Annotated in this window: 20 protein-coding genes; 10 read left to right on the plus strand and 10 right to left on the minus strand. The window is 58.8% G+C overall.

Going from position 1 to position 24,619, the window contains the following annotated elements; genetic code table 11:
- Positions 1 to 47 precede the first annotated feature (47 nt).
- Positions 48 to 1,499 carry an NCS1 family nucleobase:cation symporter-1 gene (locus JTJ32_RS19260; protein WP_210042968.1) on the plus strand — a complete coding sequence of 484 codons (1,452 nt, stop codon included), beginning with the start codon at positions 48 to 50 and terminating at the stop codon, positions 1,497 to 1,499.
- A 69-nt stretch (positions 1,500 to 1,568) separates the two neighbouring features.
- Here JTJ32_RS19260 and JTJ32_RS19265 read toward each other — a convergent pair whose 3' ends face one another.
- The 4 genes from JTJ32_RS19265 to JTJ32_RS19280 form a co-directional block, all read right to left on the minus strand.
- Complete coding sequence (locus JTJ32_RS19265) at positions 1,569 to 2,819, minus strand: OprD family porin (RefSeq protein ID WP_408004608.1); 1,251 nt, start codon at positions 2,817 to 2,819, stop codon at positions 1,569 to 1,571.
- Positions 2,820 to 2,904: 85 nt separating this feature from the next.
- Complete coding sequence (locus tag JTJ32_RS19270) at positions 2,905 to 4,209, minus strand: CitMHS family transporter (RefSeq protein WP_099229119.1); 1,305 nt, start codon at positions 4,207 to 4,209, stop codon at positions 2,905 to 2,907.
- 116 nt (positions 4,210 to 4,325) lie between these two features.
- A complete protein-coding gene (locus tag JTJ32_RS19275; RefSeq protein ID WP_210042970.1) occupies positions 4,326 to 5,630 on the minus strand; it encodes a dicarboxylate/amino acid:cation symporter in 1,305 nt (434 codons plus the stop codon).
- Between the two features lie 58 nt (positions 5,631 to 5,688).
- Positions 5,689 to 6,771, minus strand: a complete 1,083-nt coding sequence (locus JTJ32_RS19280; protein WP_184320284.1) for a 4-oxalomesaconate tautomerase — start codon at positions 6,769 to 6,771, stop codon at positions 5,689 to 5,691.
- A gap of 167 nt (positions 6,772 to 6,938) precedes the next feature.
- Between JTJ32_RS19280 and JTJ32_RS19285 the strand changes: the two genes are divergently transcribed.
- Positions 6,939 to 7,829 carry a LysR family transcriptional regulator gene (locus JTJ32_RS19285; protein WP_099229122.1) on the plus strand — a complete coding sequence of 297 codons (891 nt, stop codon included), beginning with the start codon at positions 6,939 to 6,941 and terminating at the stop codon, positions 7,827 to 7,829.
- A gap of 45 nt (positions 7,830 to 7,874) precedes the next feature.
- Here the strand turns inward: JTJ32_RS19285 and JTJ32_RS19290 are convergent, their stop codons facing one another.
- Entirely contained in the window at positions 7,875 to 8,990 is a 1,116-nt protein-coding gene (locus JTJ32_RS19290; protein ID WP_210042972.1) for a sensor histidine kinase, read from the minus strand.
- 265 nt (positions 8,991 to 9,255) lie between these two features.
- On the opposite strand from JTJ32_RS19290, the gene JTJ32_RS19295 reads away from it, so the two are divergent.
- The gene (locus JTJ32_RS19295; protein WP_210043005.1) at positions 9,256 to 11,322 is read left to right on the plus strand and encodes a hybrid sensor histidine kinase/response regulator; all 2,067 of its coding nucleotides are present in this window, start codon (positions 9,256 to 9,258) and stop codon (positions 11,320 to 11,322) included.
- Here JTJ32_RS19295 and JTJ32_RS19300 read toward each other — a convergent pair.
- Together JTJ32_RS19300 and JTJ32_RS19305 are read right to left on the minus strand one after the other, a co-directional pair.
- Entirely contained in the window at positions 11,301 to 11,597 is a 297-nt protein-coding gene (locus JTJ32_RS19300) for a YciI family protein (RefSeq protein ID WP_184320290.1), read from the minus strand. The two genes, JTJ32_RS19295 and JTJ32_RS19300, sit on opposite strands and share 22 nt — an antisense overlap.
- A gap of 47 nt (positions 11,598 to 11,644) precedes the next feature.
- Positions 11,645 to 12,451: an SDR family oxidoreductase gene (locus JTJ32_RS19305; RefSeq protein WP_210042974.1), complete on the minus strand. Its 807-nt coding sequence runs from the start codon at positions 12,449 to 12,451 to the stop codon at positions 11,645 to 11,647.
- Positions 12,452 to 12,726: 275 nt separating this feature from the next.
- Between JTJ32_RS19305 and JTJ32_RS19310 the strand changes: the two genes are divergently transcribed.
- The 3 genes from JTJ32_RS19310 to JTJ32_RS19320 all read left to right on the plus strand — a co-directional run bounded on the left by JTJ32_RS19310 (position 12,727) and on the right by JTJ32_RS19320 (position 17,343).
- On the plus strand, positions 12,727 to 13,809 hold the full coding sequence (locus JTJ32_RS19310; protein ID WP_099229127.1) for a helix-turn-helix domain-containing protein: 1,083 nt from the start codon (positions 12,727 to 12,729) through the stop codon (positions 13,807 to 13,809).
- 534 nt (positions 13,810 to 14,343) lie between these two features.
- Positions 14,344 to 14,595 carry a hypothetical protein gene (locus tag JTJ32_RS19315; protein WP_099229128.1) on the plus strand — a complete coding sequence of 84 codons (252 nt, stop codon included), beginning with the start codon at positions 14,344 to 14,346 and terminating at the stop codon, positions 14,593 to 14,595.
- A 57-nt stretch (positions 14,596 to 14,652) separates the two neighbouring features.
- On the plus strand, positions 14,653 to 17,343 hold the full coding sequence (locus tag JTJ32_RS19320; protein WP_210043007.1) for a beta-glucosidase: 2,691 nt from the start codon (positions 14,653 to 14,655) through the stop codon (positions 17,341 to 17,343).
- 59 nt (positions 17,344 to 17,402) lie between these two features.
- Here JTJ32_RS19320 and JTJ32_RS19325 read toward each other — a convergent pair whose 3' ends face one another.
- Positions 17,403 to 18,044 (minus strand): TetR/AcrR family transcriptional regulator, encoded by a 642-nt coding sequence (locus JTJ32_RS19325; RefSeq protein ID WP_099229130.1) that lies wholly within the window; start codon positions 18,042 to 18,044, stop codon positions 17,403 to 17,405.
- A 90-nt stretch (positions 18,045 to 18,134) separates the two neighbouring features.
- The gene (locus tag JTJ32_RS19330; protein ID WP_210042975.1) at positions 18,135 to 18,638 is read right to left on the minus strand and encodes a cupin domain-containing protein; all 504 of its coding nucleotides are present in this window, start codon (positions 18,636 to 18,638) and stop codon (positions 18,135 to 18,137) included.
- Between the two features lie 329 nt (positions 18,639 to 18,967).
- On the opposite strand from JTJ32_RS19330, the gene JTJ32_RS19335 reads away from it, so the two are divergent.
- Complete coding sequence (locus JTJ32_RS19335) at positions 18,968 to 20,590, plus strand: methyl-accepting chemotaxis protein (protein WP_210042976.1); 1,623 nt, start codon at positions 18,968 to 18,970, stop codon at positions 20,588 to 20,590.
- 283 nt (positions 20,591 to 20,873) lie between these two features.
- Here JTJ32_RS19335 and JTJ32_RS19340 read toward each other — a convergent pair whose 3' ends face one another.
- Positions 20,874 to 21,221: a winged helix-turn-helix transcriptional regulator gene (locus JTJ32_RS19340; protein WP_210042977.1), complete on the minus strand. Its 348-nt coding sequence runs from the start codon at positions 21,219 to 21,221 to the stop codon at positions 20,874 to 20,876.
- 138 nt (positions 21,222 to 21,359) lie between these two features.
- On the opposite strand from JTJ32_RS19340, the gene JTJ32_RS19345 reads away from it, so the two are divergent.
- From JTJ32_RS19345 to JTJ32_RS19355, 3 genes are all read left to right on the plus strand, one after another.
- Positions 21,360 to 21,770 carry a DoxX family protein gene (locus tag JTJ32_RS19345; protein ID WP_184320308.1) on the plus strand — a complete coding sequence of 137 codons (411 nt, stop codon included), beginning with the start codon at positions 21,360 to 21,362 and terminating at the stop codon, positions 21,768 to 21,770.
- A 90-nt stretch (positions 21,771 to 21,860) separates the two neighbouring features.
- Positions 21,861 to 22,259 carry a DUF2946 family protein gene (locus tag JTJ32_RS19350; protein ID WP_184320311.1) on the plus strand — a complete coding sequence of 133 codons (399 nt, stop codon included), beginning with the start codon at positions 21,861 to 21,863 and terminating at the stop codon, positions 22,257 to 22,259.
- An 80-nt stretch (positions 22,260 to 22,339) separates the two neighbouring features.
- Positions 22,340 to 24,397, plus strand: a complete 2,058-nt coding sequence (locus JTJ32_RS19355) for a TonB-dependent receptor (protein ID WP_210042979.1) — start codon at positions 22,340 to 22,342, stop codon at positions 24,395 to 24,397.
- The last annotated feature ends 222 nt before the right edge of the window (positions 24,398 to 24,619 follow it).

The raw sequence follows: 24,619 nt of genomic DNA on the forward strand, positions 1-24,619 counted from the left end.
AGCGATCGTACCCCGATCCCGTCACGACTCAGCGAGGGAGTAACGCAATGACAGACCAACGCCCGGCCGGCTACAGTCCGCGCCTGCACAACCATGATTTGGGACCGGTTCCGCAGAAATGGACCTGGTACAACATTCTGGCGTTCTGGATGAGCGACGTGCACAGCGTCGGCGGTTACGTCTTTGCCGCCAGCCTGTTCGCCCTCGGTCTGGCCAGCTGGCAGGTGTTGATCGCGCTGCTGGTCGGCATCTGCATCATTCAGGTGATCGCCAATCTGGTGGCCAAGCCCAGCCAACAGGCGGCGGTGCCCTACCCGGTCATTTGCCGACTGGCGTTCGGTGTCTTCGGGGCCAACATCCCGGCGATCATCCGTGGCCTCATTGCGGTCGCGTGGTATGGCATTCAGACCTACCTGGCATCCAGCGCACTGGTGATCGTGGTGCTGCGTTTCTTCCCGGAACTGGCCGCCTATCAGAACGTGACCTTTCTCGGCCTGTCATGGCTGGGCTGGTTCGGCTTTCTGGCTCTGTGGGTGGTTCAGGCCGCCGTGTTCTGGACCGGCATGGAATCGATCAGACGCTTCATCGACTGGGCCGGCCCGGCCGTGTACGCCGTGATGTTCGCGCTGGCGGGCTGGATCGTCTGGCGCGCGGGCTGGGACAACATCAGTTTCACGCTGGCCGAAAAAGAACTGTCGGGCTGGGCGGCGTTCGGTCAGGTGGTCATGGCCATTGCGCTGGTGGTCTCGTACTTCTCCGGACCGACACTGAATTTTGGCGACTTCAGCCGCTACTGTCGCAGCATGGCGGACGTGCGCCGTGGCAACTTCTGGGGCCTGCCGGTGAATTTCCTGGCATTTTCGCTGGTGACGGTGGTGATCGTGTCCGGCACGCTGCCGATCTTCGGTGAAATGATCCACGACCCGATTGCGACCGTGGCGCGCATCGACAACACCACCGCGGTATTGCTGGGTGCGTTCACGTTCGTCACCGCGACCATCGGCATCAACATCGTCGCCAACTTCGTGTCCCCGGCGTTCGACTTCGCCAACGTGGCACCGAGCCGCATCAGCTGGCGTGCGGGCGGCATGATCGCCGCCGTGGCCTCGATCTTCATTACACCCTGGAACCTGTTCAACAACCCGGAAGTGATCCACTACACCCTGGACGTACTCGCTGCCTGCATCGGCCCGTTGTTCGGAATCCTGTTGGTGGACTATTACCTGATCAAGAAACAGCAGATCGACGTCGATGCCCTGTTCAACGACACACCGAGCGGGCGCTACTGGTACACCAACGGTGTGAACCGGGTCGCCGTGAAAGCCCTGGTGCTGACCGCGCTGGTCGGCCTGTGCTTCACCTTCATTCCGTGGTTCAAGCCCATCGCCAACTTTGCCTGGTTCACCGGCTGCATGCTGGGAGGCGTGCTGTATTACGGTCTGACCAAAGGCTCACCGGCACAGGCTGCGAACCTCGCCCCGACCGCCAGCCACGGCTGACAACGATTGCGACGAAGACAGCAATGCCTGGCTCGCCCAGGCATTGTGCTTTTTCTGACAAGGGTTTGCTCACCAGAGCGCTACGTCGTAAGTCAGATACAGCCGGTTGCTGTCCCGCCCTCGGGCGAAATCGGACCGGTACACGTAGTTGCGCAGCTTCACACCCAGCCCTTTGAAAGTGCCGCCTTGCACCACGTAGGCAATCTCGGCGTCACGCTCCCACTCACGTAACTGCGCCGGACCTGACTTTTCATTGTCACCACGCAAGTAGCGCGTGGAAAACGTCAGGCCCGGCGCGCCCAGTCTGGCGAAATCGTAGCCGTAGCTGACCATCCAGGTTTTCTCGTCTTCTTCGATGAATTTGCCGATGCCGACGTTGCTGAACGAGTACACCGTCGCTCCGCTTATATAAGGCAGGCCCGCGTCGCCGCTCAGCACCTGATAACCGGCACCGACACTGTGTCCGGACAGCGCATAGGTCAACTGTCCGCTGAGCATGTCATTGTCGATCTTGCCGCTGCGCGCAGCACCGGCATCGACGCTGCGGAAATAACGCAGGTCGCTGGTCAGCACGCCCGAGCCCAGCGTCAGATCGTGCTGAATGGACGCAAACTGCTGGCGATAGAATTCATCCAGCTCGCCATAGAAATAACTCAGACGAACGTCCTTGCCGAGCCGGTAGTCGCCGCCGACATAGGAAAAGTCCGAGCCCTTGCCGCTGAAGCCGTCCGGAATGATCGAGCGGCTGTCTGACGAATCGCGCAACTTGAACTGATCGAGTCGTCCGCCGGTGAGTGTCAGGTTTTCGATGTCCGTGCTGGTGAACTGGGTACCTTGATAGACCTGCGGCAGCAACCGCGCGTCGTTGTAAACCAGTACCGGCGTCCTGGGCAGCAGCGAACCGTATTTCACGATGGTCCTGGCCAGACGCACCTTGGCGGCGGCGCCAAGGCTCGAAAACTCATCGGCCGCCCGACCATCGCTGTGGACCGGCAACAGGCCGGTGCCGCTGCGCCCCTTTCCGGAGTCCAGCTTGATACCCAGCAACCCGGAGGCATCGAAACCGAAACCCAGCACGCCCTGGGTGAACCCGGATTGATAGTCCAGCAGCAGGCCTTGCGCCCATTCGGTCCGCTCGCTCTTGGCCGTCAACGCAGCACGCGTGCTCAGGCCGTGTTCATCACGAAAGTTTTCGTTGAAGTAGACATTGCGCAGTTGCAGCTTCAACTTGCTGTCTTCGATGAAACCGTCTGCGCTCACCCAGGGGGCGACGCTCAACAGCAATGACGGCAGCGCTGCGCGTTGAAAAAATGTATTCATGCTCATGACTCGTTCTTGTTATTGGAGACGCAGTGATCCGCACGCCCCGGTCAAGGGCGCGTGAATGCACAGGGAGGGTTTGAGGTCAGACGAACAGGCTGATGGCGCCCGTCAGCAAGGCCAGCGCTGTGACCACCAGCGAGGTGAGCACGGCCCATTTCAACGTGGCTTTCTGGAAGTCGCCGATGTCACGGTCGATCATGCCAACCAGCAACAGGGTCGAAGCCACCAGCGGGCTCATCAGGTGCACCGGCTGGCCAAGAATCGAAGCGCGGGCGATTTCCAGCGGGCTGATGCCGTAGGCCGCTGCCGCGTTGGCCAGAATCGGCACCACCCCAAAGTAATAGGCATCGTTGGACAGCACGAAGGTCAGCGGCATGCTGGTAATCGCCACCACCAGCGGAAACAGGTGGCCCCACTGCGGCGGGATCCAGCTGACCAGGGTTTGCGCCAGCGCGTCGACCATCTTGGTGCCGGAAAATATCCCGGCGAAAATGCCCGCGGCGAACACCAGCAACACCACGGTCATGGCATTGCCGGAATGGGCCAGAATCCGCTCTTTCTGAATGTCCAGTTGCGGGTAGTTGATCATCAGCGCCAGCACGAAGCCGATCAGGAACAGGATCGCCGAATGCATCAGGCCCATGACCAGCGCCACCATCACCACGATCACCAGCGCCAGGTTGACGTAGGCCAGTTTAGGGCGCTTGTGCGGCGTGTCGCCCAGGATGGCGTCGATGTAGCAACCGCCACCGCCGCTCTGCAGTTGCACATTCCCGATGCGCCTGCGCTCGCTACGCCCCAGCAGAAAGGCGGTGAACACCACCCATGCAGCGCCACCGATCATGGTCGGCAGCAGTGGAATGAAGTACTCGCCAGCGTCCAGTCCCAGCGCAGCAATGGCACGTGTGGCCGGTCCACCCCAGGGCGTCATACCGCTCATGATGCTCAGCGACAGCATCGAGATGATGCCCAGAATCATCGGGTTCATGCCGATGCGCTTGTACAGCGGCAACATCGCCGCGCAGGTAATCATGTAGGTGGTGGTGCCATCGCCGTCCAGTGCAACGGTCAGCGACAGCAACGCAGTGCCGACGGCTATTTTCAGCGGGTCGCCGTTGACGCGCTTGAGGATCTTGCGAATCAGCGGATCAAACAGACCGGCATCGATCATCAACCCGAAAAACAGAATCGCGAACAGCAGCAGCGCGGCTGAGGGTGCGACCATTTTCAGACCGTCCAGCATCATCTTGCCGGTGGTGCCGCCAAAGCCGCCCAGCACCGCAAAAACCACAGGCACCAAGGTCAGCGCGACGATAGGCGACAGGCGTTTGGACATGATCAGGTAGGTGAAAACCACCACCATGGCTAAGCCGAGGAAGGCAAGCATCGGAATATTCTCTTCTTGTTATGGATGAACGACGCGCACGACAAGGCTCGTCGAGCCTCGCGATGGCGAGGCCCGACAGCAGATGATACGTGTCGGTCGATGGTTTTGAGGCGGGTTCAGCTGCGTTCGGCGACCTGAGGCGTGTCCCACTCAGGGACAGGCCGCTTGGCTGTCGATCGGTTGTCGAGTTGCTGCATCAGCACCTGGCGATCACAGGCGTTTTCCGAAAGCGAGATCACCACGGTGGCGACCGCATTGCTGGCCAGGCTGGTCAGCGCGCGGGCTTCGGACATGAACCGGTCGATACCGATCAGCAAGGCCAGGCCCGCCAGCGGAATGTCGTGGATGACGGTCAGGGTCGAAGCCAGTGCAACGAAGCCGCTGCCGGTCACGCCAGCCGCGCCTTTTGAGGACAACAGCATGATCGCCAGCATGGTCAGGGTCTGGGTCACGCTCAGTTCGATGTTGCAGGCCTGGGCGATGAACACGGCAGCCAGCGACAGATAAATCGCCGTGCCGTCCAGGTTGAAGGAATAACCGGTTGGCAGCACCAACCCCACTACACCCTTCCTGCAACCCAGCGCCTGCAGTTTTTCCAGCATGCGTGGCATCACCGGTTCCGTGGACGAAGTGCCCAGCACCACCAGAAACTCTTCGCGGAAATAGCGCAGCAGTTTCCACAGGCTGAAGCCGTTGGCCCGGCAGATACTGCCCAGCACCACGAACACGAAGAAGCCGCAGGCGATGTACAGCGTCATGATCAGCTTGGCGAGCGAGCCCAGCGAGGTGATGCCGTACTGACCCACGGTGAACGCCAGCGCGCCGAACGCGCCAATGGGGGCGAAGCGCATCAGGTAGGAGAACATCTTGAAGACCATCTGCGAGGCCGACTCAAGCACGTTCAGCACCGGCTTGCCGCGCTCGCCCAGCGACGACAACGCAAAGCCCGACAGCACAGCGATGAACAGCACCGGCAGCACTTCACCCTTGTTGAACGCCCCCACGAAAGTCTCGGGAATGATGTGCATGAAGAAATCCACGACACCAAGTCTGGCAGCCGATTCGGTGTACTGGGACAGGCCCGCCGTGCTGAGTTTTGCCGGATCGATGTTCATGCCTGTACCGGGCTGGAACACGTAAACCGCGACCAGCCCGATGATCAGGCTGATCACGGTCAGTCCCAGAAACAGCAGCAGCGTCTTGCTCATCAGGCGTCCGAGCGACTTTTTGTCGCTCATGCCGGCAATGCCGGTGACGATGGTGCAGAACACCACCGGGGCGATCATCATCTTGATCAGCTTGATGAACGCATCGCCCAGCGGTTTGAGGGCGACAGCCTGCTGTGCCCAGAAATGGCCGACCAGGACCCCGAGGATCACGGCGCAGATGATCTGGAAATACAGTGATTTTGCGATTTTCATGAGGCATCACCCATTATTGGAGTTGTTCTGATGCGGATTGATAATCAGGTCAGGCGATCTAGCCAGCCATTCGCTGAGCGAGCGGCGCGTACACTTCGCCGGAAAACAGCCGACGCGCCGTGCGTACCACCGAGGCCCGGATAGTCTGCCGATCAGGTCCCACGTAACTCATTGCGACGTCGATGGCCCCGCTCGGGTGTTCGATTCGCACGTGCTGCAGGCGCTCGCCGCCACTGCTGCCAAGCAACTGCGAGACCACCGTGGCGTCACTGACACAGGCTGTTGCCAGGCCGATCGAGCCAGTAATCGCCAGCGCCTTGTGACAGTTATGCGGCATGAAGTAACGGACCTTGAGCGTGCCGCCTGCGCTGGGCAGGGAAACCAGCACAGGTTTGGGGATCACCTTGTCGCTGACATCACCCAGCCCCATCGCAGCCCCGGCCTTGAGCCGCAGCGCCTCGAGCTTGCGCAGGAAGTCGGTGTCCGCATCCAGCTCAGCAGGGCTCTCGTCGCCGCGTTTGCCCAGCAGCGAGGCCTCGATGATGACCATCGGCATCGCCATGTCGATGCAGGTCACCGCCACGCCGTCAAAGACATCGGTCTGTTGGCCGGTCGGAAACAGCTTGCCGGTCTTGCTGCCCGCCGCGTCGAGAAACGTCAGTTGCACGGGTGCGGCAGAACCGGGCACGCCGTCGATCTGCGTGTCACCGTCGTAACTGACCTGACCGCCCGGGGTGTTGACGTCGGCGCAGACAAACGTACCGGTGTTGAGGTTGCGAATCCGCACCTGGGTGACAGCACCGGTCGCCGCCACCAACCCGTGCTCGACCGCGAAAGGCCCGACCGCACAGAGCATGTTGCCGCAGTTGGGGGCAGTGTCGACACGGCGCTGGGACACCATCACCTGCACGAACAGGTAATCGACGTCGGCCTCAGGGTGCGCAGACGGGCTGACAATGGCGACCTTGCTGGTCTGCGGACTGCCGCCTCCAATGCCATCGATTTCCAGCTCATGCCCCGAGCCCATGACGGCCAGCAGCAGTTCGTCACGTTCGGCCGTTGAAACAGGTAGATCACTGGCGAGGAATACCGGCCCCTTGGAGGTGCCGCCGCGCATGAGAACGCAGGGAATCGGTTGCATAAAGTCTGACTCTTGGTGATCAATTGGAGGCATTGATGCGTTGAAAGCAAGAGTCACACGGATGTTCGGGTTTTATCCAATGCAAAGATCGTAGCCATTATTCCACTTAAAGAAATAATATAAGCTCATCAAATGGCCCTTCCATGCTCGGCAGCGAGGCATAAATCTTGGAATATGAACTGCAGGATATCCGATCTTTCGTGAAGATCGCCGAACTTGGCAGCTTTCACGAAGCGGCCGACGTGCTGCATATTTCGCAACCAGCACTCACACGCCGCATCAAGAAGCTGGAACAGGGTCTGGGCACGTCCTTGCTGGATCGCACCACACGAAGGGTCAGCCTGACGAGCGTAGGCCGGGATTTCTTTCCCAAGGCACGACGCCTGCTGGATGATTTCGAGGATTCGATTCTCAATATCCGTGAACTGGCCGAACGTCAGATCGGTCAGGTGACCCTCGCCTGCATCCCGACCGCCGCATTCTATTTTCTGCCCAGCGTGATACGGCTGTACAACGAACGTTATCCACAGATCCGCATTCGTCTGCTCGATCTGAGCGCCAACGAAGGTCTGGAAGCCGTGCTGCGGGGCGAGGCGGATTTCGGCATCAATATGATGAGCGGCCAGCACCCCGACATTGAATTCGTGCCACTGGTAAAAGAGCCGTTCGTACTGGCGTGCCGGCGTGATCATGAACTGGCCAGACGCGAATCCGTGGCCTGGATTGAACTGAGCGATTATCGGCTGATTGGTGTAGGTCGTTTGAGCGGCAACCGGATGATCCTCGACCACGCACTGGCCGGACTGGGCTGGCGTCCAAAGTGGTTCTACGAAGTGCAGCATCTGTCGACATCGCTGGGAATGGTCGAGGCAGGACTGGGCATCTCGGCCATGCCCAGCCTGGCGATGCCCGCCGAAGATCACCCGACGCTGGTGAGCGTTCCGCTGGTTGATCCGGTAGTGATCAGAACCCTGGGGCTCGTCTCCAGACGCGGCGCATCGCTGTCCCCCGCCGCCGAGAAATTCGTCGCGATGCTGTTGGAGCAGTGGCCACAGTAACGGCTGACGAAACAGGCATGGATGGCCGGAAAAACGAACGGTGTCTCAATGCGCGAACAGCAACCGACACTCCAGGCCCGGCGCGCCGTCGACAAAGGCAATGTCGCCTTTGAGCTGCTGAGCGAGTGACCGAATGATGCGCATGCCGACGGACGAGTTTTTCCTGACCTCAAACCCCTGCGGCAGCCCCTTGCCCTGATCTGCAACGATGAGACGGATCTGGCCATCCACCGCTTTCAGGCTGATGCTGACACTGCCGGGGGTTGTTTCGTCGTAAGCGTATTTCAAGGCGTTGGTGATCAGCTCGTTGAGAATCAGCGCCAGCGGGATGGCCTTGTCCAGCGACAACACCACGCTGTCCATGTCCACCACAAAGAACGTCTGACTGGATGCCGAGCCCTGGATGCCTGCAATGACTTGCGCCAGATAGGCGCCAGCGTTCACGGCTTCCACCTGATCGGCCTGATACAGCTTTTCATGGACCGCTGCGATGCTGGTGATGCGCCTGCAGGTGTCGACCAGCGCCGCCTGGGCCTGTGGATCGCTCATTTGCCTGATCTGAAGTTGAATCAGGCCGATGATCAATTGCAGGTGGTTTTTGGTGCGGTGGTTGACTTCCTTGAGCAGCATTTCCTTCTGCAACAGCAGCTGATCCTTCTCAAGAAGCGAGCGCCGCAACTCAAGTTGGGTCATGACCTGCCTGGCCAGAACCACGAGTGCAGACTGCTGTTCGTCTGTCAGCGTTCGTGGCTGACGGTCCAGTATGCACAGCGTGCCCAGGCCATGACCTTCAGCGGTTTGCAGCAGGCACCCTGCATAGAAACGCAGCCCGGCGTCGGCGGTGACCAGCGGGTTGAGGCACATTCTGGGGTCTTCGCGCAGATCGGAAATGATCGTCAGTCCGGGCTGCAGCAGCACATGCCTGCAGATCGACACGTCCAGCGGCGTCTCGTCAATGCCCAGACCGACCTCGGCCTTGAACCATTGGCGGTGGTCTTCGATCAGGTTGACGACTGATATGGGAGCGCCGCATAACCTGGCCGCCAGTTCGACCAGGTCATCGAAGTCCGACTCCCGGGGCGTATCGAGAATGCCGTAGCTGCGCAGCGCAGTGAGACGCTCCGCGCTATCGGCTGTATCCGCGACAAGGGGCCCTGGCATTGGTTGGTTCCTGTCATCAAATACGGGAAAGACGCCTGGCACTGACGAGCCTTCGGCCGGGGTCTGAGCACCATGATGCACTTTTAACATCACTTAAGTCCGTAATTTATGGAATGATCGCGTGTCAGTGATGCTCACGTCGGGCCATGTGACCGCAAAAGTTTTCCAACCGCACAACTTCTGCCCAGCAAAACTGCCTGATACCTGAGGCCTTGTGAATCAAGCGCGTAAACGAGTCGACCGTATGAATACTGATGCGCCTGACATGGGGCCAATACATTCAGAACAATCGGGTTCTTCGACAGAAGAGAACTTCGAGCAGATGCAGTTGGCACTGGACTCGGGCGCCGTCGTGGGCACTTGGGTCTGGGACGTGCCCGGCGACCTGCTCGTGGCAGATGAACGTTTCGCCCGCACCTTCGGATTGCCAAAACAGAACTGCCGTGACGGCTTATCGCTCGAATGCGTGATGGCCTCTATCCACCCTGACGATGTGGTCCGGGTCGGGGAGGCCATCACGGACATCCTGAACAGCGGCGACATTTTTCGCTGCGAATACCGGGTGATGCACCGGGATGGCGTTTACCGCTGGGTGGAAGCCAACAGCCGCATCGAGCGGAATAACGAGGGACAAGCGATACGCTGTCCCGGCGTGCTGCTGGATATCGAAGCGCGCCGCGCCGCCGAGCAGGAACGCGACCGCCTGACTTCGCTGCTGCGCATTTTCACTGCGGCCGTTCCCGGCGTGGTCTATGCCAAGGATCTGGAAGGCCGAATGCTGGTGGCCAACCGCGGTACGGAAACGCTGATTGGCAAGCCTCCGGAATTCTTCATCGGCAAAACCGACATGGACTTTCTGGAGGACAAGGACCAGGCGCGCATCATCATGCGGACCGACCGCCGGATCATGGACAGCAACACCAGCGAACAGATCGAGGAGCAGGTCAATCTTTCCGACGGCTCGACGGCTATCTTCCTGTCAACCAAGGCACCGCTGCTGAATGACGACGGTGAAGTCATCGGCCTGATTGGCTCATCCATCGACGTGACCGCCAGAAAGCAGGCCGAGGTGGCCGTCAAGGAACTCAATCAGACGCTTGAGCAACGTATCGAGCAGGCCATTCACGAACGTGAACAGGTCGAAGATGCCTTGCGGCACGCGCAGAAGATGGACGCCGTCGGCCAACTCACCGGCGGCATCGCCCACGACTTCAACAACCTGCTGGCCGGTATTTCGGGCAGCCTGGAAATGATTCAGACCCGCATGGCGCAAGGGCGTCTGGCCGACGTGGACAAATACGTGAGCGTGGCTCAGGGGGCCGTCCGAAGAGCGGCATCATTGACTCATCGTCTGCTGGCGTTTTCCCGACGTCAGACGCTGTCGCCCGAAGTCACGGACGTAAACACCCTCATTCATGGGATGGAAGAATTGATCGGCCGCACGGTCGGCCCTTCCATCGAGCTGCAAGTCGTGGCCGGGAAAGACGTGTGGCCTGCACTGATCGACCATGCGCAACTGGAAAACTCCCTGCTCAACCTGTGCCTGAACGCCCGCGACGCCATGCCCAACGGCGGCCGGATCATCATCGAAACCTCCAACGCGCTGCTGGATGAATGCGTTGATCCGGATCACGGCAACACGGCCGGGGAGCATCTGAGCATCCGCGTGACGGACACAGGTACCGGAATGAGCCCGGACACCGTGGCCAAGGCATTCGAGCCGTTCTTCACCACCAAGCCGATTGGCGCGGGGACCGGCCTGGGCCTGTCGATGGTGTATGGCTTCGTGAGGCAGTCGGGCGGTCAGATCAAGGTCGAATCGGTCGAAGGCCAGGGCACGACCATCGTGATGCACCTGCCTCGTCACATTCCCGATGCGCGGCAGCAGACCGCCGAGACGAGCAACGAAGAAGCCACCCTGCCCCATCACGGTGAAACGGTGCTGGTGGTCGATGACGAACCGTCCGTGCGAATGCTGGTCGTCGAGGTGCTTACGACCCAGGGCTATCACGCGCTGGAAGCCGCCGATGCGAAGGCGGGCCTGGAGATTCTGCAATCGGACACGCACATTGATCTGCTGATCAGTGACGTCGGCCTGCCCGGCGGCATGAACGGCAGGGAAATGGCCGATGTCGCGCGAAAGAAACGCCCTGCCCTGCCCACACTGTTCATCACCGGTTACGCCGAGACCTCGGCACTGGACGGCTGCCACCTGCAGCCCAAGACTCAGATACTGACCAAGCCGTTCGGGCTGGAGGTGCTGGCGTCCAGAATCAAGGAACTGATCAGCGAACGCGGCCATGAGCAGGGTCAGCCACGCGCCCTCAAGTGAAGCATGGGGTAGTGCTCGTAGTGGCCTACCCCTTGTTTGACGACGGGATCCTGTGACGTGAAGTCGCCGATCTCCTGATCATCGTCGATCTGATACAAAGAGACACCGTAACCACCGTGCTCATCCATGACCGGCCCATGCGCGACAATCACGCTCTTGTCGAGCAGCTCGTTCAGATAGGCCCCATGCTGCGCCATCAGGGCGCGTTCGATATCGGTCATCGTGGCGAGAAAGTCCGCCCTGGGCGGAAGGTATTTGCACAAATAGAACTTCATGGTCAGTCACCTGCAAGAGAAGGAAGGATCGTTCACGGGCATCTGGGCTATCGAGCCGAGGCGACGCTCTTCAGGATCGAACTTTCGAAGATTTTGGGGGCGTGATGCTGCAGGAACACGATCATTCCCGACATCTTGCCGACCGGGTTGCGAAACGGCGGGTTGCGGACGCCTATCAGCCTGATGATTTTCTCGACTACGGCATCCGGCGCCTGCGCTTCGTTCAGGCCCTTCTGGGTCGCCGCGTCAACCTTGCGCCGGTACTGATCGTACGCTGCGATCTGCTGACCTTTCGAAGCCACGGCATTCATCCCCAGTTTTGTTTTGAACCAGACAGGCTCGACCATACTGACGCTGATATTGAACGGGTCCAGCTCAAAGCGCAGCGACTTGAAGTAGCCTTCGACCGCGTGTTTGGACGCCGAGTAATAGGACAGGTTGGGCGGCCCTATCAAACCGACAATCGAGCTGACCGTGATGATCTGACCGCCCTTCTTGTCGCGCATGAATGGCAGCAGCGCATTCGTCAACCTGACGGTGCCCCAGAAGTTGGTTTCGAACTGCTCCCGCGCTGCCTCGACAGGCGTTTCCTCGGCAATACCGGTCAGCATGTAACCGGCGTTATTGATCAGCACATCGACGCGCGGGATGTTCGTGAACAGTTGCTCGACAAAAAACTTGATGGACGCGTCATCGGTTACATCAAGGCGCAGCAGTTTGAAGGGGAAACGGCCAGCGTGGGTCTGGGGATGACGGCTGGTGCCGATCACCTCGAAGCCTTGATCGTGAAGTCGGGTAGCAAGCAGGAGCCCGAAGCCTGAGGATGCGCCGGTAATCAACACTGTCTTTTTCATCTGGATGCCCTGAAGAGTCGCATGGGAGCCCGTTGTAAGGCCGCTCGGCGGGCTGTGACAGCGAAGCGATCCTGATGAGTCATCAGGTGCCCCTGACGCTGGCCCGTGACAACAGATTGCTCGCGTCCCGGCCTTTTGACACTCGCACAACGCGCCAGAACGACTGCCCAACGCGCCAATCTTCAGCACGGTGCTTTGGCGTCATCGGCTATTGTGATGGCACGATCGGCTACCTAGACTGCCCCTCAACGTGCAGACACTTGAGTGAGACGCCCATGAATGGCAGACGCAGCTCGGCGCTGGAATATTCGGTTTGGCCAGGATGGCGACTGCTGATGCAGGACGCTGGCGTGACCGCGCCTCCAGTGCTGCGACGCGCGCAGTTGCCGGGCGACCTGTTCGCACGCCGCAGCGTGCGCCTGAACTCGGCCGACTTCTTTCGGTTGTGGGAGGCCATAGAGGCAGAAGCCCGGTCATTGCAACCCACGGTTCCTACGCCACTGCAAATCGCACGGGTCATGTCCTCGGACTGGTTCGATCCCGAATTGTTTGCCGCGTTGTGCAGCGCTCACATGAGAGGGGCCATGGAGCGCCTCGCCACCTACATACGGCTGATCGCGCCGATGGCCATACGCATGGTGCGCAACGATAAACACACCACCATTACGCTGGACTTCCTGACCGCTTCGCAGCCGCCACCGGCCGTGTTTCTGATCTTCAAGATGGTGCTATTTGTGCAATTGGCGCGACTGGCCACTCGCACCCAGGTCAACCCACTGCAGATAAGCTGGCCATTGCCGGACGATTTCGAGAAAGACTCAGGCCTCTACGCAGCGTTTTTTGGCACCCCGGTCACTCACAGCGCTGTCACGACGCTGGTGCTGGACAACGCCGACATGGACCGCCCGTTTCTGACCGAAAATCACAAAATGTGGCTGTTTTTCGAGCCCGACCTGCGTCAGCGTCTTTCGGACCTGGACAGAACCTGCGGCATGCTGGAACGGGTACGCAGCGCATTGCTGGAAAGCCTGCCGGCCGGCGAGGTCTCGATGCAGGCGGTCGGTCGTAAACTGGGCGTCAGCACCCGCACCCTGCAACGCAGGCTGCAAAGTGAAGGCACCTCGTTTCAACAGATACTCGACACCCTGCGTGAATCGCTGGCACATCATTACCTTCGCAACACGGCCATGTCGAGTGCGGAAATTTCGTTCCTGCTGGGGTTCGAGGACCCCAACTCGTTCGCCAGGGCCTTTCAGGCCTGGACAGGAAAAACGCCGGGCGCGGTGCGCAACGAGAAGGCTGCAGACGAGATCGACTACGAGGCCGGTCTGAGGCTCTCGGAGCAGGGCCGACGATGAATGAACGGACAATTTGTCCTGTATCCCTGATTGACTTCATCGTCGACAAATCGCCCTCCAACACCGGGTGTTTGCTGCAAACCTCGATGCGTTAAACACGTAGTCAAACCTGACTCGATCCCAAACCGACGCTTTGGCTTTAACGCATCCGCCTGTTTTCCTCAGCCAGGTAAACACATCACGTGTCGACCGAGCGTGATCGCACATACTTCATCACCCGTTACTGAAAGCCACTTTTAAACCCTCAAAACAGAATGATTACTCTGTTTTGTTAAATTAATGATTTATTGCTTAATATTAAATAAACAAGCAATTATAAAATTTTATTGGATATATTAAAGCAATAGAAACTTAATATAACTGTATTTCAAGCAATTCAATTAACTGTTTTTCAATACATCTAACGAGAAAATAAAGCCTTTTCTTTGCCGCCCGAGAACTTTATCTCCACACTGCGGCCTTAACGCTCGCCGTCGGCCCTTGCCCTGTCCGACACACACTTATCGCTCACACACTCTATCTGGAGATTTCCCGATGGCCAGACGCTTGCTGCCTGTCGCCGCCGCCGTAATGACGTGCCTTATCAACTTCCCCGCTTCGGCTGCGGACCCTCAGAACCTTTCGCCCGCCACCTCCAATGCGCTCCGTGCGCAGGTCGACGCCAAGCGTCAGCAGCTCACCGGTGCTGACGCAGTGACCCCAAAAAAACCGACTGGCGAACAAGCCCTGCTGGACGTTCCTGTCGATACCGCAGATGCACCCGTCATGGAAGAAAAAAAGCCGTGAGCGCTGCGTTGACTCAACCCTCACGCAAGCCATTATCCGAGGAGTAGTACCGTGTCCATGATCAAACAAGGCCTGGGCCTGAGCGTTCTCGCGCTGAGCGTTGCCCAGGCAAGTGCGCTGTTCGCCGCCACCCCCATGACCGGCAACGAAGTCGAAGCCCGAGTGGGCGCGATGCTGGACAACATGACGCAATCGGAGAAGATCAATTTTTCTCGCGTCGACGACGGACGAATGATCCCTAAGCTGGACAAGTTCGGCCTGCAAGGCACTGTGGCCTATGACTCGTCGATGGGCGTTCTGGTCGGCGGCAAGACGTTCGGCGCGCAGTACCCGTCGCCCTCCGCACTGGCCGCGACGTGGAGCATCAACCGGGCCAAGGAGTTTGGTCTGGCGATCGGCTATGAAACCCGCATTGCGGGCGGCCAGCAGATGCTGTCTCCAGCCATCAACCTGTACCGCACACCGTTCAACGGACGTTCCGCCGAGTACATGAGCGGCGAGGACCCCTTCCTCGGCGCAGTGCTCGCGCCTGCGGTCACCAACGGTATTCAGGTGCAGGGCGTGCAGGCCGCCGCCAAGCATTATCTGATGAACGAACAGGAAGCCAACCGGCATTATCTGGACGTGAAGATCGACGAGCGCGCCATGCAGGAGCTGTATCTGCCCGGCTTCGAGTCACTGGTCAAGAACGCCAACATTGCCTCGGTCATGTGCGGCTACAACAAGATCAACGGCGAGTATGCCTGCGAGAATCACCACCTGATTACCGACATCCTGAAAGGGCAATGGGGTTTCCAGGGCAACGTGATGAGCGACTTCAACTCGGTTCAGGACGCGTTCAAAGGCGCCTGGGCGGGCACTGACATCGACATGCCGAGCGGCCTGCAATTTACCGAAGCCAAACTGCTGCCTTACGTCTGGAACGGCCAGTTGCACCAGAACGTGATCGACGACAAGGTCCGCCGCAACCTCCGGGCGCTGGTGAGCTACGGTTTCGACAAGAGCATCAACAAGGCGCAACCGTTGGTGCATCGCGAGTACGGTCAGGTGGCTGCGCTGAACATGGCCAGGGAATCCATCGTTCTGCTGCGCAACGAACCGGTGGACGGACAAAAACCGCTGCTGCCGCTGGCGAAAAACTCGAAGATTGCCGTCATCGGCGATCTGGCTGTTCAACCACCGACGTCGCCTTTCGGGACCGCCTACTCCGTTCCGGCCAGCTACGTCACCGAACTCAGTGGTTTGAAGCAACTGGCGTCGAGCACGACCAATGTCGACTACATCAGCCAAATGAGCCTGAACCCGAAGTCGTCGGTCTGGTATCAGCCGGGCTCAGGCAAACAGGCCATCAGCAACGCAGGCGTCAAAGCCGAGTACTACGCCAACACCAGCCTGTCGGGCGATCCGGTGGCAACGCGCATCGAGCCGGGCGTCAACCTGGACTGGATCACCAGCAGCAACGTGACCGACAACGGCACCAGCACCGTCAGCGGCTTCAACCCGGTGGCAGGTGCGTTCTCCGCCCGCTTCACTGGCAAGATCAAACCGACGATCACCGGCCCGCATGTGTTCAAGGTCCGTGCCGATGGCGCGTACAAGCTGTGGATCAACGACGAACTGGTGGCCGAAGACGAAGGCGGACAAGTCTCGTTCGACCTCATCCCGGTTGTTCCTCGCGCGATCAAGACCGCCAGCCTGAAAGCCGGCAGCGAGTACAACGTGCGTCTGGAGTATCGCCGTCTCAAAGGCAACTTCACGCCGGTACTGGGCGGCATGAATGGCGTACAGATGAGCTGGGCGTCACTGCGCCCGCCGAAGAACCTGGCGGACTACGATGCCGTGGTCGTCGCGGCAGGCAGCAACTTCGAATATGAAGGCGAGTCCCTCGACCATCCGTTCGAACTGCCACAGTTCCAGTCCGAGCTGATCAGCTTCGTACAGAAAGCCAACCCGAAAACCATCGTGGTGATGCACGGCGGTGGCGGCATGGACATGCAACCGTGGGCCAACAAGGTTGCAGCCTCGTTGCACGCCTGGTTCCCCGGCCAGCAAGGCGGTCAGGCACTGGCTGAAATTCTGTTCGGCATGGTCAACCCGTCCGGCAAACTGCCGATCACGCTGGACAGGAAGGTCGAGGACAACCCGAGCTACGCGTCGTACAAGGACCCGGTGCCGTACTATTTCAGCAGTGCCAACCCACCCACTGAAATGACCTACAGCGAAGGCCTGTATCCGGGCTATCGCGGGTACGACAAGAACCACATCACGCCGCTTTATGCGTTTGGTTTCGGTCTGTCTTACACAATGTATGAGTACAGCAACCTGAGGCTGTCGAGCAACGTGTTGACACCCGGTTCGACCATCAACGCGACGTTCACAATCACCAATACCGGTGACAGGGCCGGATTCGAAGTCGCTCAGCTGTATGTGCAACCGTCAAAACCGCAGGTTGATCGTCCCGAGAAGGAACTCAAAGGCTTCTCCAAGGTTTACCTGAAGCCGGGCGAAAGCAAGACCGTCACCATTGCGCTGGATTCGCGTTCGTTCGCTTACTACGCGCCGGATTCGGTGAGCTGGAAAGTCGATCCGGGCAAGTTCAAGGTGCTGGTCGGCAAGGACTCGGAAAATCTGCCACTCAACCGCACCGTCGTCGCGCTCTACCCGGAGCAACTGACCACACGTGACTCCAACCCTCTCCCCGTTCCGCTGCGCAAGGCCGTTCAGGTCAAGCCGGAACAGGCTTACTGACAGGCAGCAATCGGTGGTCTTCGCGGCCACCGATTGCCAACGGCCCGCCAGACGCGTTGCTAGCGCACTCGCAGGTCTGACACCATTCGGTCGAGGAACCGTTTGAATGCGCGCTCGATATCCACGTCGGACCGTGAACGAAGCCATTGAATCTGCATCCCGTCCATCATCGATGCCAGCTCGAGACTGACCTGTTTCACGTCGATGTCCCCTCGCACTTCGCCCGCCTGCACCAACAGTTTCAACTGCGCCTGCAGATGGCTGTGCACGATATGAAAACGCTCGCAGAACCATCGATTCGCCGGATGGGTAACGGACAGGCTTTCGGTGTTGATGATCATCAGCGCCTGACTGACAGACGCGTCTTCGATGCTGAACCGCATGATGAACTGCAGAAACGCTACGAAGCCTTCCAGCGTTGCCACCTGTTCGGCGTCCTGCAACCGCGTCGAGATGTACTGATCCCGATGGTCGAGCACCGCTTGCAGCAAGGCCAGTTTGTTGGGGAAATGGTGAAGCAATCCGACCTGGGAAATACCCGCCACCTTGGCGATGTTCGACAGCGATGCGCCGGCAAAGCCATCGCGGGCAAAGATCACCAAGGCTGCCTGAATGATATCGACCTTACGCAGATCGCCTTTCGGGATGCGACGACGTTTGGCGGCTGGCGTTGAGGCGGGATCGGGCACGTTTTCAGACATGATGAATTCGTTTACTTCATTTTCGAGTCGGCAGAAGCATACAGGCACAGCACCGGGTGCGCATGTGCACGAGCGCGTCCGGCTTACGGCTTACGGCTCGCCATCCCAATAGTCCACATTCAGATCGACCCGTTGCCTGGCCACGAAAGCAGCGCCCTCACCGGACGCCATGGCCTGGTACTTGCCTGAGTCGGGGTACTCGCAGATCTCGGGCTTTTCACGGGTGCTGATGGACAGGTACTTCAGAGGCGACAACGACGTATTGATGATCTGGTGAGGGTATTGCGGCCCCGGTGGAATGAAGATCACATCGCCGCTCTTGATGGGCAGCATCCGGTCTGCAACCCGCAGGCTGCCTTCGCCTTCGATGACGATGAACATTTCCTCCTGCGCATGATGAAAATGATAAGGGCACGAGCGCTTGCCCGGCGCAACGATATCAATGGAGGCGCCCAACTTGCTGGCGGCCGTTCCCGTTGCCAGCTGTCCTGCCAGACTTTCATACAACGGATCGCGGACCTGCTTTTCAAGCGATATCTCATTGAAGTTGCGGATCAGGCGGGAAGCCAGTTCAAGCGAGGTGTCATGTGTCATTGCCGTACAGCCCGGAACAGTGAGGAAGCAGTGATCTTAGACCATCGATCGACGCAGAGCCCGTCAACTTAATGCCGTCAAAATCTTAACTTTCATTCTTTAAGCGCTATAAATTACAACCGAAATCAAAATAAAATCACTTAATAATCAGCTGCTTAAATAAATTATTTCGCAATATTTCAAATAGTGCTCGCCCGCACCTCAAGTGCATCAAGGCACGGTCGAAATCATGATATCCAAATAACATCACTCCAAGAAATTTGCACACTGCCGCTCTTCCTACAAAACATCATTGGACTGCCAGGGAGGCAAGTTTCAGGACTGACACCATGCTCAATAAGCTCAGCATTTCGCAGAAGCTTTACTTCGGTTTTATCGCTATTGTCGTACTCATCGCCGTTCTGGTGGCCAGCGCCTACAGGGGGTTCGAGCAGGTTGAAGACGCCACTAACAGCAATGTTCATACCTATAAGGTGCTCAGTGAAGCGCAACTGGCCCTGGAACAGCTGATCAATATCGAGACCGGCATGCGTGGCTTTGTCATCACGTCGAAAGACGCGTTTCTCGAGCCTCTTATTGCCGGCGAAAAACGCTTTGGCGAAGAGCTCGATGCGCTCAAGCAGCTGACAGCTGACAACCCGGAGCAACAGCGACGCCTCGCATCGCTGGGAGAAACCTACAAGCGCTGGCTTGAAGATGACGTCAACACCATCGTCGCCATGCGCAGGGACCTGACTGCACGCAACTTGCCTGATGATGAACTGGACAATCGCATCATCGCCGGTGCCGACAAAGCCAAGATGGACAGCATGCGTGTAACGCTGGCCGAAATCAGCGCCGCGGAAAACACGCTGTTGGTCGTCAGAAGCCAGAACATGATCGACGCCAAGCATTTCGCACTGATGATCCTGGTATGCGGTGGCATTGCGGCCGCGCTTCTTGCCGCCATTCTGGCGACGGCACTGGGTCGCAGCACCACCGCACGCCTGCAACTGGCGATTGATGCCGCCACAGCCGTTGCCGATGGCCGGCTGGACACGGTCATCGACACCAGCAGCCATGATGAACTGCCCAAGGCGTTCGACCGGATGCAGAAGCGCCTGCGCGAGATGATTCAACAGATCAGTGAGGCGGCAAATCAACTGGTGGTGTCTGTGCAGCAGATTTCCGGTGCGTCCGAGCAACTGTCCGGCGCCATCCAGGAACAGTCGACCTCGGCTTCAATGATGGCCGCCACCATCGAGGAACTGACTGTCAGCATTCATCACGTATCCGAGAACGCCGACGAGGCCCACCAGATCGCCAGTCGCTCGGGCGAGCAATCCAAAGAAGGCGCGCAGGTCATCGAAAACACCCTGTCCAGCATGAACGGCATTGCCAGGACCGTGCAGCATTCGTCGACGCAGGTTTCAGGCCTGGGCCAACATTCTGAGCATATTTCATCGATCATCAGCGTGATTCAAGGCATCGCCGACCAGACAAACCTGCTGGCGCTCAACGCCGCCATCGAAGCTGCGCGGGCGGGCGAACAGGGACGCGGGTTTGCCGTCGTGGCCGACGAGGTACGCCTCCTGGCGCAAAACACCGGCAAATCGACCAAAGAGATTGCCGGGATGATCGAGAAAATCCAGGCCGGCGTGAGAGAGACCGTCCAGAGCATGCACAGCGGAGTGCTGGAAGTGAACAGCGGCGTGGAAATGGCAGGCAATGCCGGCCAGGCGATTATCGAAATCCGCGACAGTTCCAGCAAGGTTTTGCATGTGGTGGACCAGATATCGTTTGCGTTGCGCGAGCAAACCGTTGCCAGCCAGGATGTCGCGCGCAGCGTAGAACGCTCTGCACAAATGGCCGAACAGAACAATATGTCCGTTCAGGAACTGCTCAAGACCAGCGGCGGGCTGAAAAACCTCGCGACCAGTCTGCAACAGGAAGTGGGCAGGTTCCGACTGTAAGACTGATTGCCGAAAAAGTGCTGAACTCTGCTTCTGCCCGGAGAGCGTGGGAGCTCTCGAAGGTTACGACGGCAGCGATGGGCCGCGCAGCGGCCCCAGGTTGCATCTGACATACCGTGTGTGCAGGTCTTGCTGCCGGTTCCCGGCAGATCGCCGGCAAGCCGCCTCCCACAGTCCGGGTTTTGCTGCGCGACAGCGCTAAGTCGGAAATGTGGCGAGGCCTCCTCACAAAACTTCGCCGAGCCAGTCAGCTGTTTTTGCCTGATCAGGACATCCCGTGTCTTCAGCTGGATTTCGTGCCTGACTCCCGCGCAGCACGACCGCGCCCAGCCGACCTGACCGGCACGCTGGCACCATGTTCCTGCCACCAGATCGTCAGCGCTTCCATAGTCGGCCCCAGCCCTCGCGCCTTTTCGGTAATCTCATATTCCACACGCGGCGGCACTTCGGCGAACACGGTGCGTGTCACCAGCCCGTCTGCCTCAAGCTCGCGAAGTTGCGCGGTCAGCATGTGCTGAGTGGTGCCAGGAATGGCCTTGCGTAGTTCGCCAAAGCGATAGACGCGCTGATTGATCAGCCACATGATTTCCAGCTTCCATTTGCCTGACAGCAACGAGAATGCGCGGCGCATTTCTTCATGCATGTTCAAATGGGCGCTGGTATTGGTCTGGTTTTCCAGACTAATCCACCTTATTTCATCCTACTTGGCAGTTTTCATATGAGTCTACATTCTCGCCGTCTGTCGAATACAAACAATAGCGAGAACCTTATGACTCTCTACCTTTACTGGACCAGCACCGCCCTGTTGTCGCTGCTGTATTTCGCGTCGGCGTTCATGTACGTGACGAAACAAACCTATGTACGTGAAGCCCAGGCTGAACTGGGCTATTCAGCCACGGGACTTATCCCCTTCATGATCGCGGTGAAAGTGCTCGGCCCTGTGGTAATTCTGTCGCGCTTCAACGTGGCACTCAGCGACCTTGCCTACGCAGGCATCTTTTATCACCTGATCCTGTCCTCCATGGCGCACCTGAATGTCCATAAACCCAAAGGTGCCATTCCGGCCGCGATGGGCCTGGTGTTTCTGGCGATATCCTTCATGACGCAAAATGACGCTCGCCAACTGGCATCGCCTTACGCATCCGCGTCGACCTTCTTTCAGACAACGTTAAGCCATTGACCTGAACGCCCGACACGGCCCATCAGCTGCGACGATTCGCCACACTCGGGCAATGCTTGAAAAGCGGGGGCGGTGATAGAGTTGCGCCCCATGAAAATAACCCGTGATGAAAGGTCGCTTATTGCATGGACGCTGTACGCCAGCGTCCTGCTGAGCCTTTTTTTCTGCGGCCTGCATCACGGACAAATGAGCGGTCTGGCGCTCAGCGGTCTGAACGGGGGTTACTGTTCGCTGGATGGGTCAGGCAGCGCGGGCCTGGACTCCAGTGAGTCGGATCAGAAGCAGCACGCCCTCCCCCAGCTCTCCTGCCCGGTGTGTTCCTCTTTCACGGTACTGACAGCCAGCCACGTTTCCGACTGGATGCTGAATCCGGCTCCGGCAAAAAGCATTTCACCGATCACCGTTCGCTCCTGGGCGCAGCCGCCTCCGCGCTACCTGTGGCCTGCCGTCAGCCCTCGCTCGCCTCCTCTCACGTTCCTCGCTGTGTGACTTGACCCAACCTGAACCCTCGGGCGCGCTTGTGCGTGCACGTCGGGACAGCGTCACTTTTTGCGTGGATTACGCCGCTCATGAAAACAACCCGTGCCTCATACCCTGCATCACCCGTCATGCTGTCCTGCCTTTTTGCCTTCACGCCGCTCAGTGAGTCAATCGCCGAAACCCGCGACAGCGCGGACTCGGTCGTTACGCTCGGTGCCGTAGACGTTTCAGCAGGCCAGAACGGCCCGTTGGCCAGCCGCAATATCCTCAGCTCAGTCGATGTGCTGGGTGCTGACATCCTCGAAAAACAGCCCGTGCACTACAGCTGGGAACTCTTAGGTCGGGTTCCAGGAGTGATGCTGACGCAGTTCAACCAGGGCACCACTTCGGGCAAGCTCTCGTTTCGCGGCTTCAATGGCGAAGGGGAAGTCAATGCGGTCAAACTGTTGATCGATGGCATTCCGAGTAACACCAATGACGGCAACATGCCGTTCATTGACATGATCTTCCCGCTGGAAATCGACAGTATCGAAGTGGTGCGCGGCACCAATGACCCGCGATACGGCCTGCACAACATCGCAGGCAATGCCAGCATCAACACCCGCCAGGGCGGCAACGACGGCAAATTGCGATTGCGCTACGGCAGTTTCGACACCCGTGAGCTGCAGTTGATCAAAGGCGTCGAGCAAGGCAACTGGAGCCAGAACTACTCGTTCAGCTATCAGGGCAGCGACGGTTACCGCAACCACGCCGACGCCGAACGCATGAGCTTTTCCGGCAAATGGTTCTACACCTCCGACGATGAAAGCTGGCGCGCGGGGCTCACTGCCCGCCACTACACGGTGGATGCCGACGAGGCCGGTTACCTGAGCCGGCGCGACGCCCGGGACCATGCTCGCCAGTCCTATGCCAACAACGCCACTGACACCGGCGAGCGTGAAATGAACCAGCTCGGCCTGCATCTGGACGCGACGCTCACTGAGACCCTGAGCCTGGCCGGCAAAGCCTATGTGAACACCTTCGAAGACCGGCGCTGGACCCAGTACTGGCGTACATCCTCGCAACAGGAACGCTACAGCGACGAGACACAATATGGCGCACTGAGCAGCCTGACCTGGCGTCCCGAGGTCGAGCATCTGTATGCCTTCGCGCTGGAAGGTGGCGCAGAGGTGCAGCGTCAGGAGAACCAGAGCCTCAGGTATAGAACCCTGCAACGTTCGCGGGTGGCGCAGACGCGTGATCAACAATTCGATCTCGACGTCTATGGCGCTTACGTACAGGCGGTGATCGAGCCGTTCAAATCGCTGAAGATCATTCCGGCGTACCGCGTCGACAAGGTCTACGGCGACTACACCAACGAGCTGACCGGCGAGCGAGCCGACGTCAACGACTACGGCCAGATCCGGCAGCCCAAACTCAGCGTGGTCTATTCACCGTGGGAACAGGCGAGCGTGTACGCCAACTGGGGGCGCAGCTATCAGATCGGTGTGGGCTCGGCAGCGTATCGCCTGGCGACGCAAGCCGATGACTTGAAGCCTTCGATCAACGATGGTTGGGAAACCGGGATCAAATTCCAGCCCGCCGACTGGATCAACGGACGCATCGCGTACTGGGAGCAGAAAGCCTCGGATGAAGTGCAGCGCAAGCTCAACGATGCCGTCGGCGATGCCGAAAACGTCGGGCAAACCCTGCGCAAGGGTTGGGATGTGCAGCTCAATGTCTACCCCACCGACGCCAGCAGCCTGTGGCTGTCCTATTCCAGACAGTTCTCCGAAATACTCAAACCCAACCCCAATCTTCCGGCCAGTGAAGGCAAGGAGATGGATCACGTCCCTCACCATCTGTACACCGCAGGTTCGGCCTATCGGCTGACACCCAGACTCGAAGTCTCGACCTGGATCAACGGACAGAGTGATTACTACCTGGAACGAACCAACAGCACCGGCAAATACGGCAGTTATGTATTGATCAACCTCGGGGCAACGTACCAGCTTTCACCTGAGCTGAGCCTGGATGTTCAGGCGAAGAACATCGCGAACAAATACTACGAATACGTGTGGTACGACTCGAGCAGCGGCGTGGAGCAGTCGCTGCATGCGCCTGGCGATGGTCGCGCGATCTATGCGGGTTTGACGCTGGACTTCTAAAGGACCTGTCAGACGTTCAATAAAAAGCGCTCGTTGCCGCAGTGTGCAACGAGCGCTTCAAGAAACTGCTGTTCTGTCTGGAGACCCGACAGTGATTGACGCTTCGCAATCTGTTCAGCAAGGGATATCGAATACGATCCTGCTCGACCGGGACACCAACAGCTGGATCAGCGCCTGCAATTGCGGTGATGAAAAATGTTCGTGCATGGAGCCTGAATCACG

Origin of the sequence: Pseudomonas alliivorans, from assembly GCF_017826695.1 — a bacterium.
Lineage (GTDB): Bacteria > Pseudomonadota > Gammaproteobacteria > Pseudomonadales > Pseudomonadaceae > Aquipseudomonas > Aquipseudomonas alliivorans.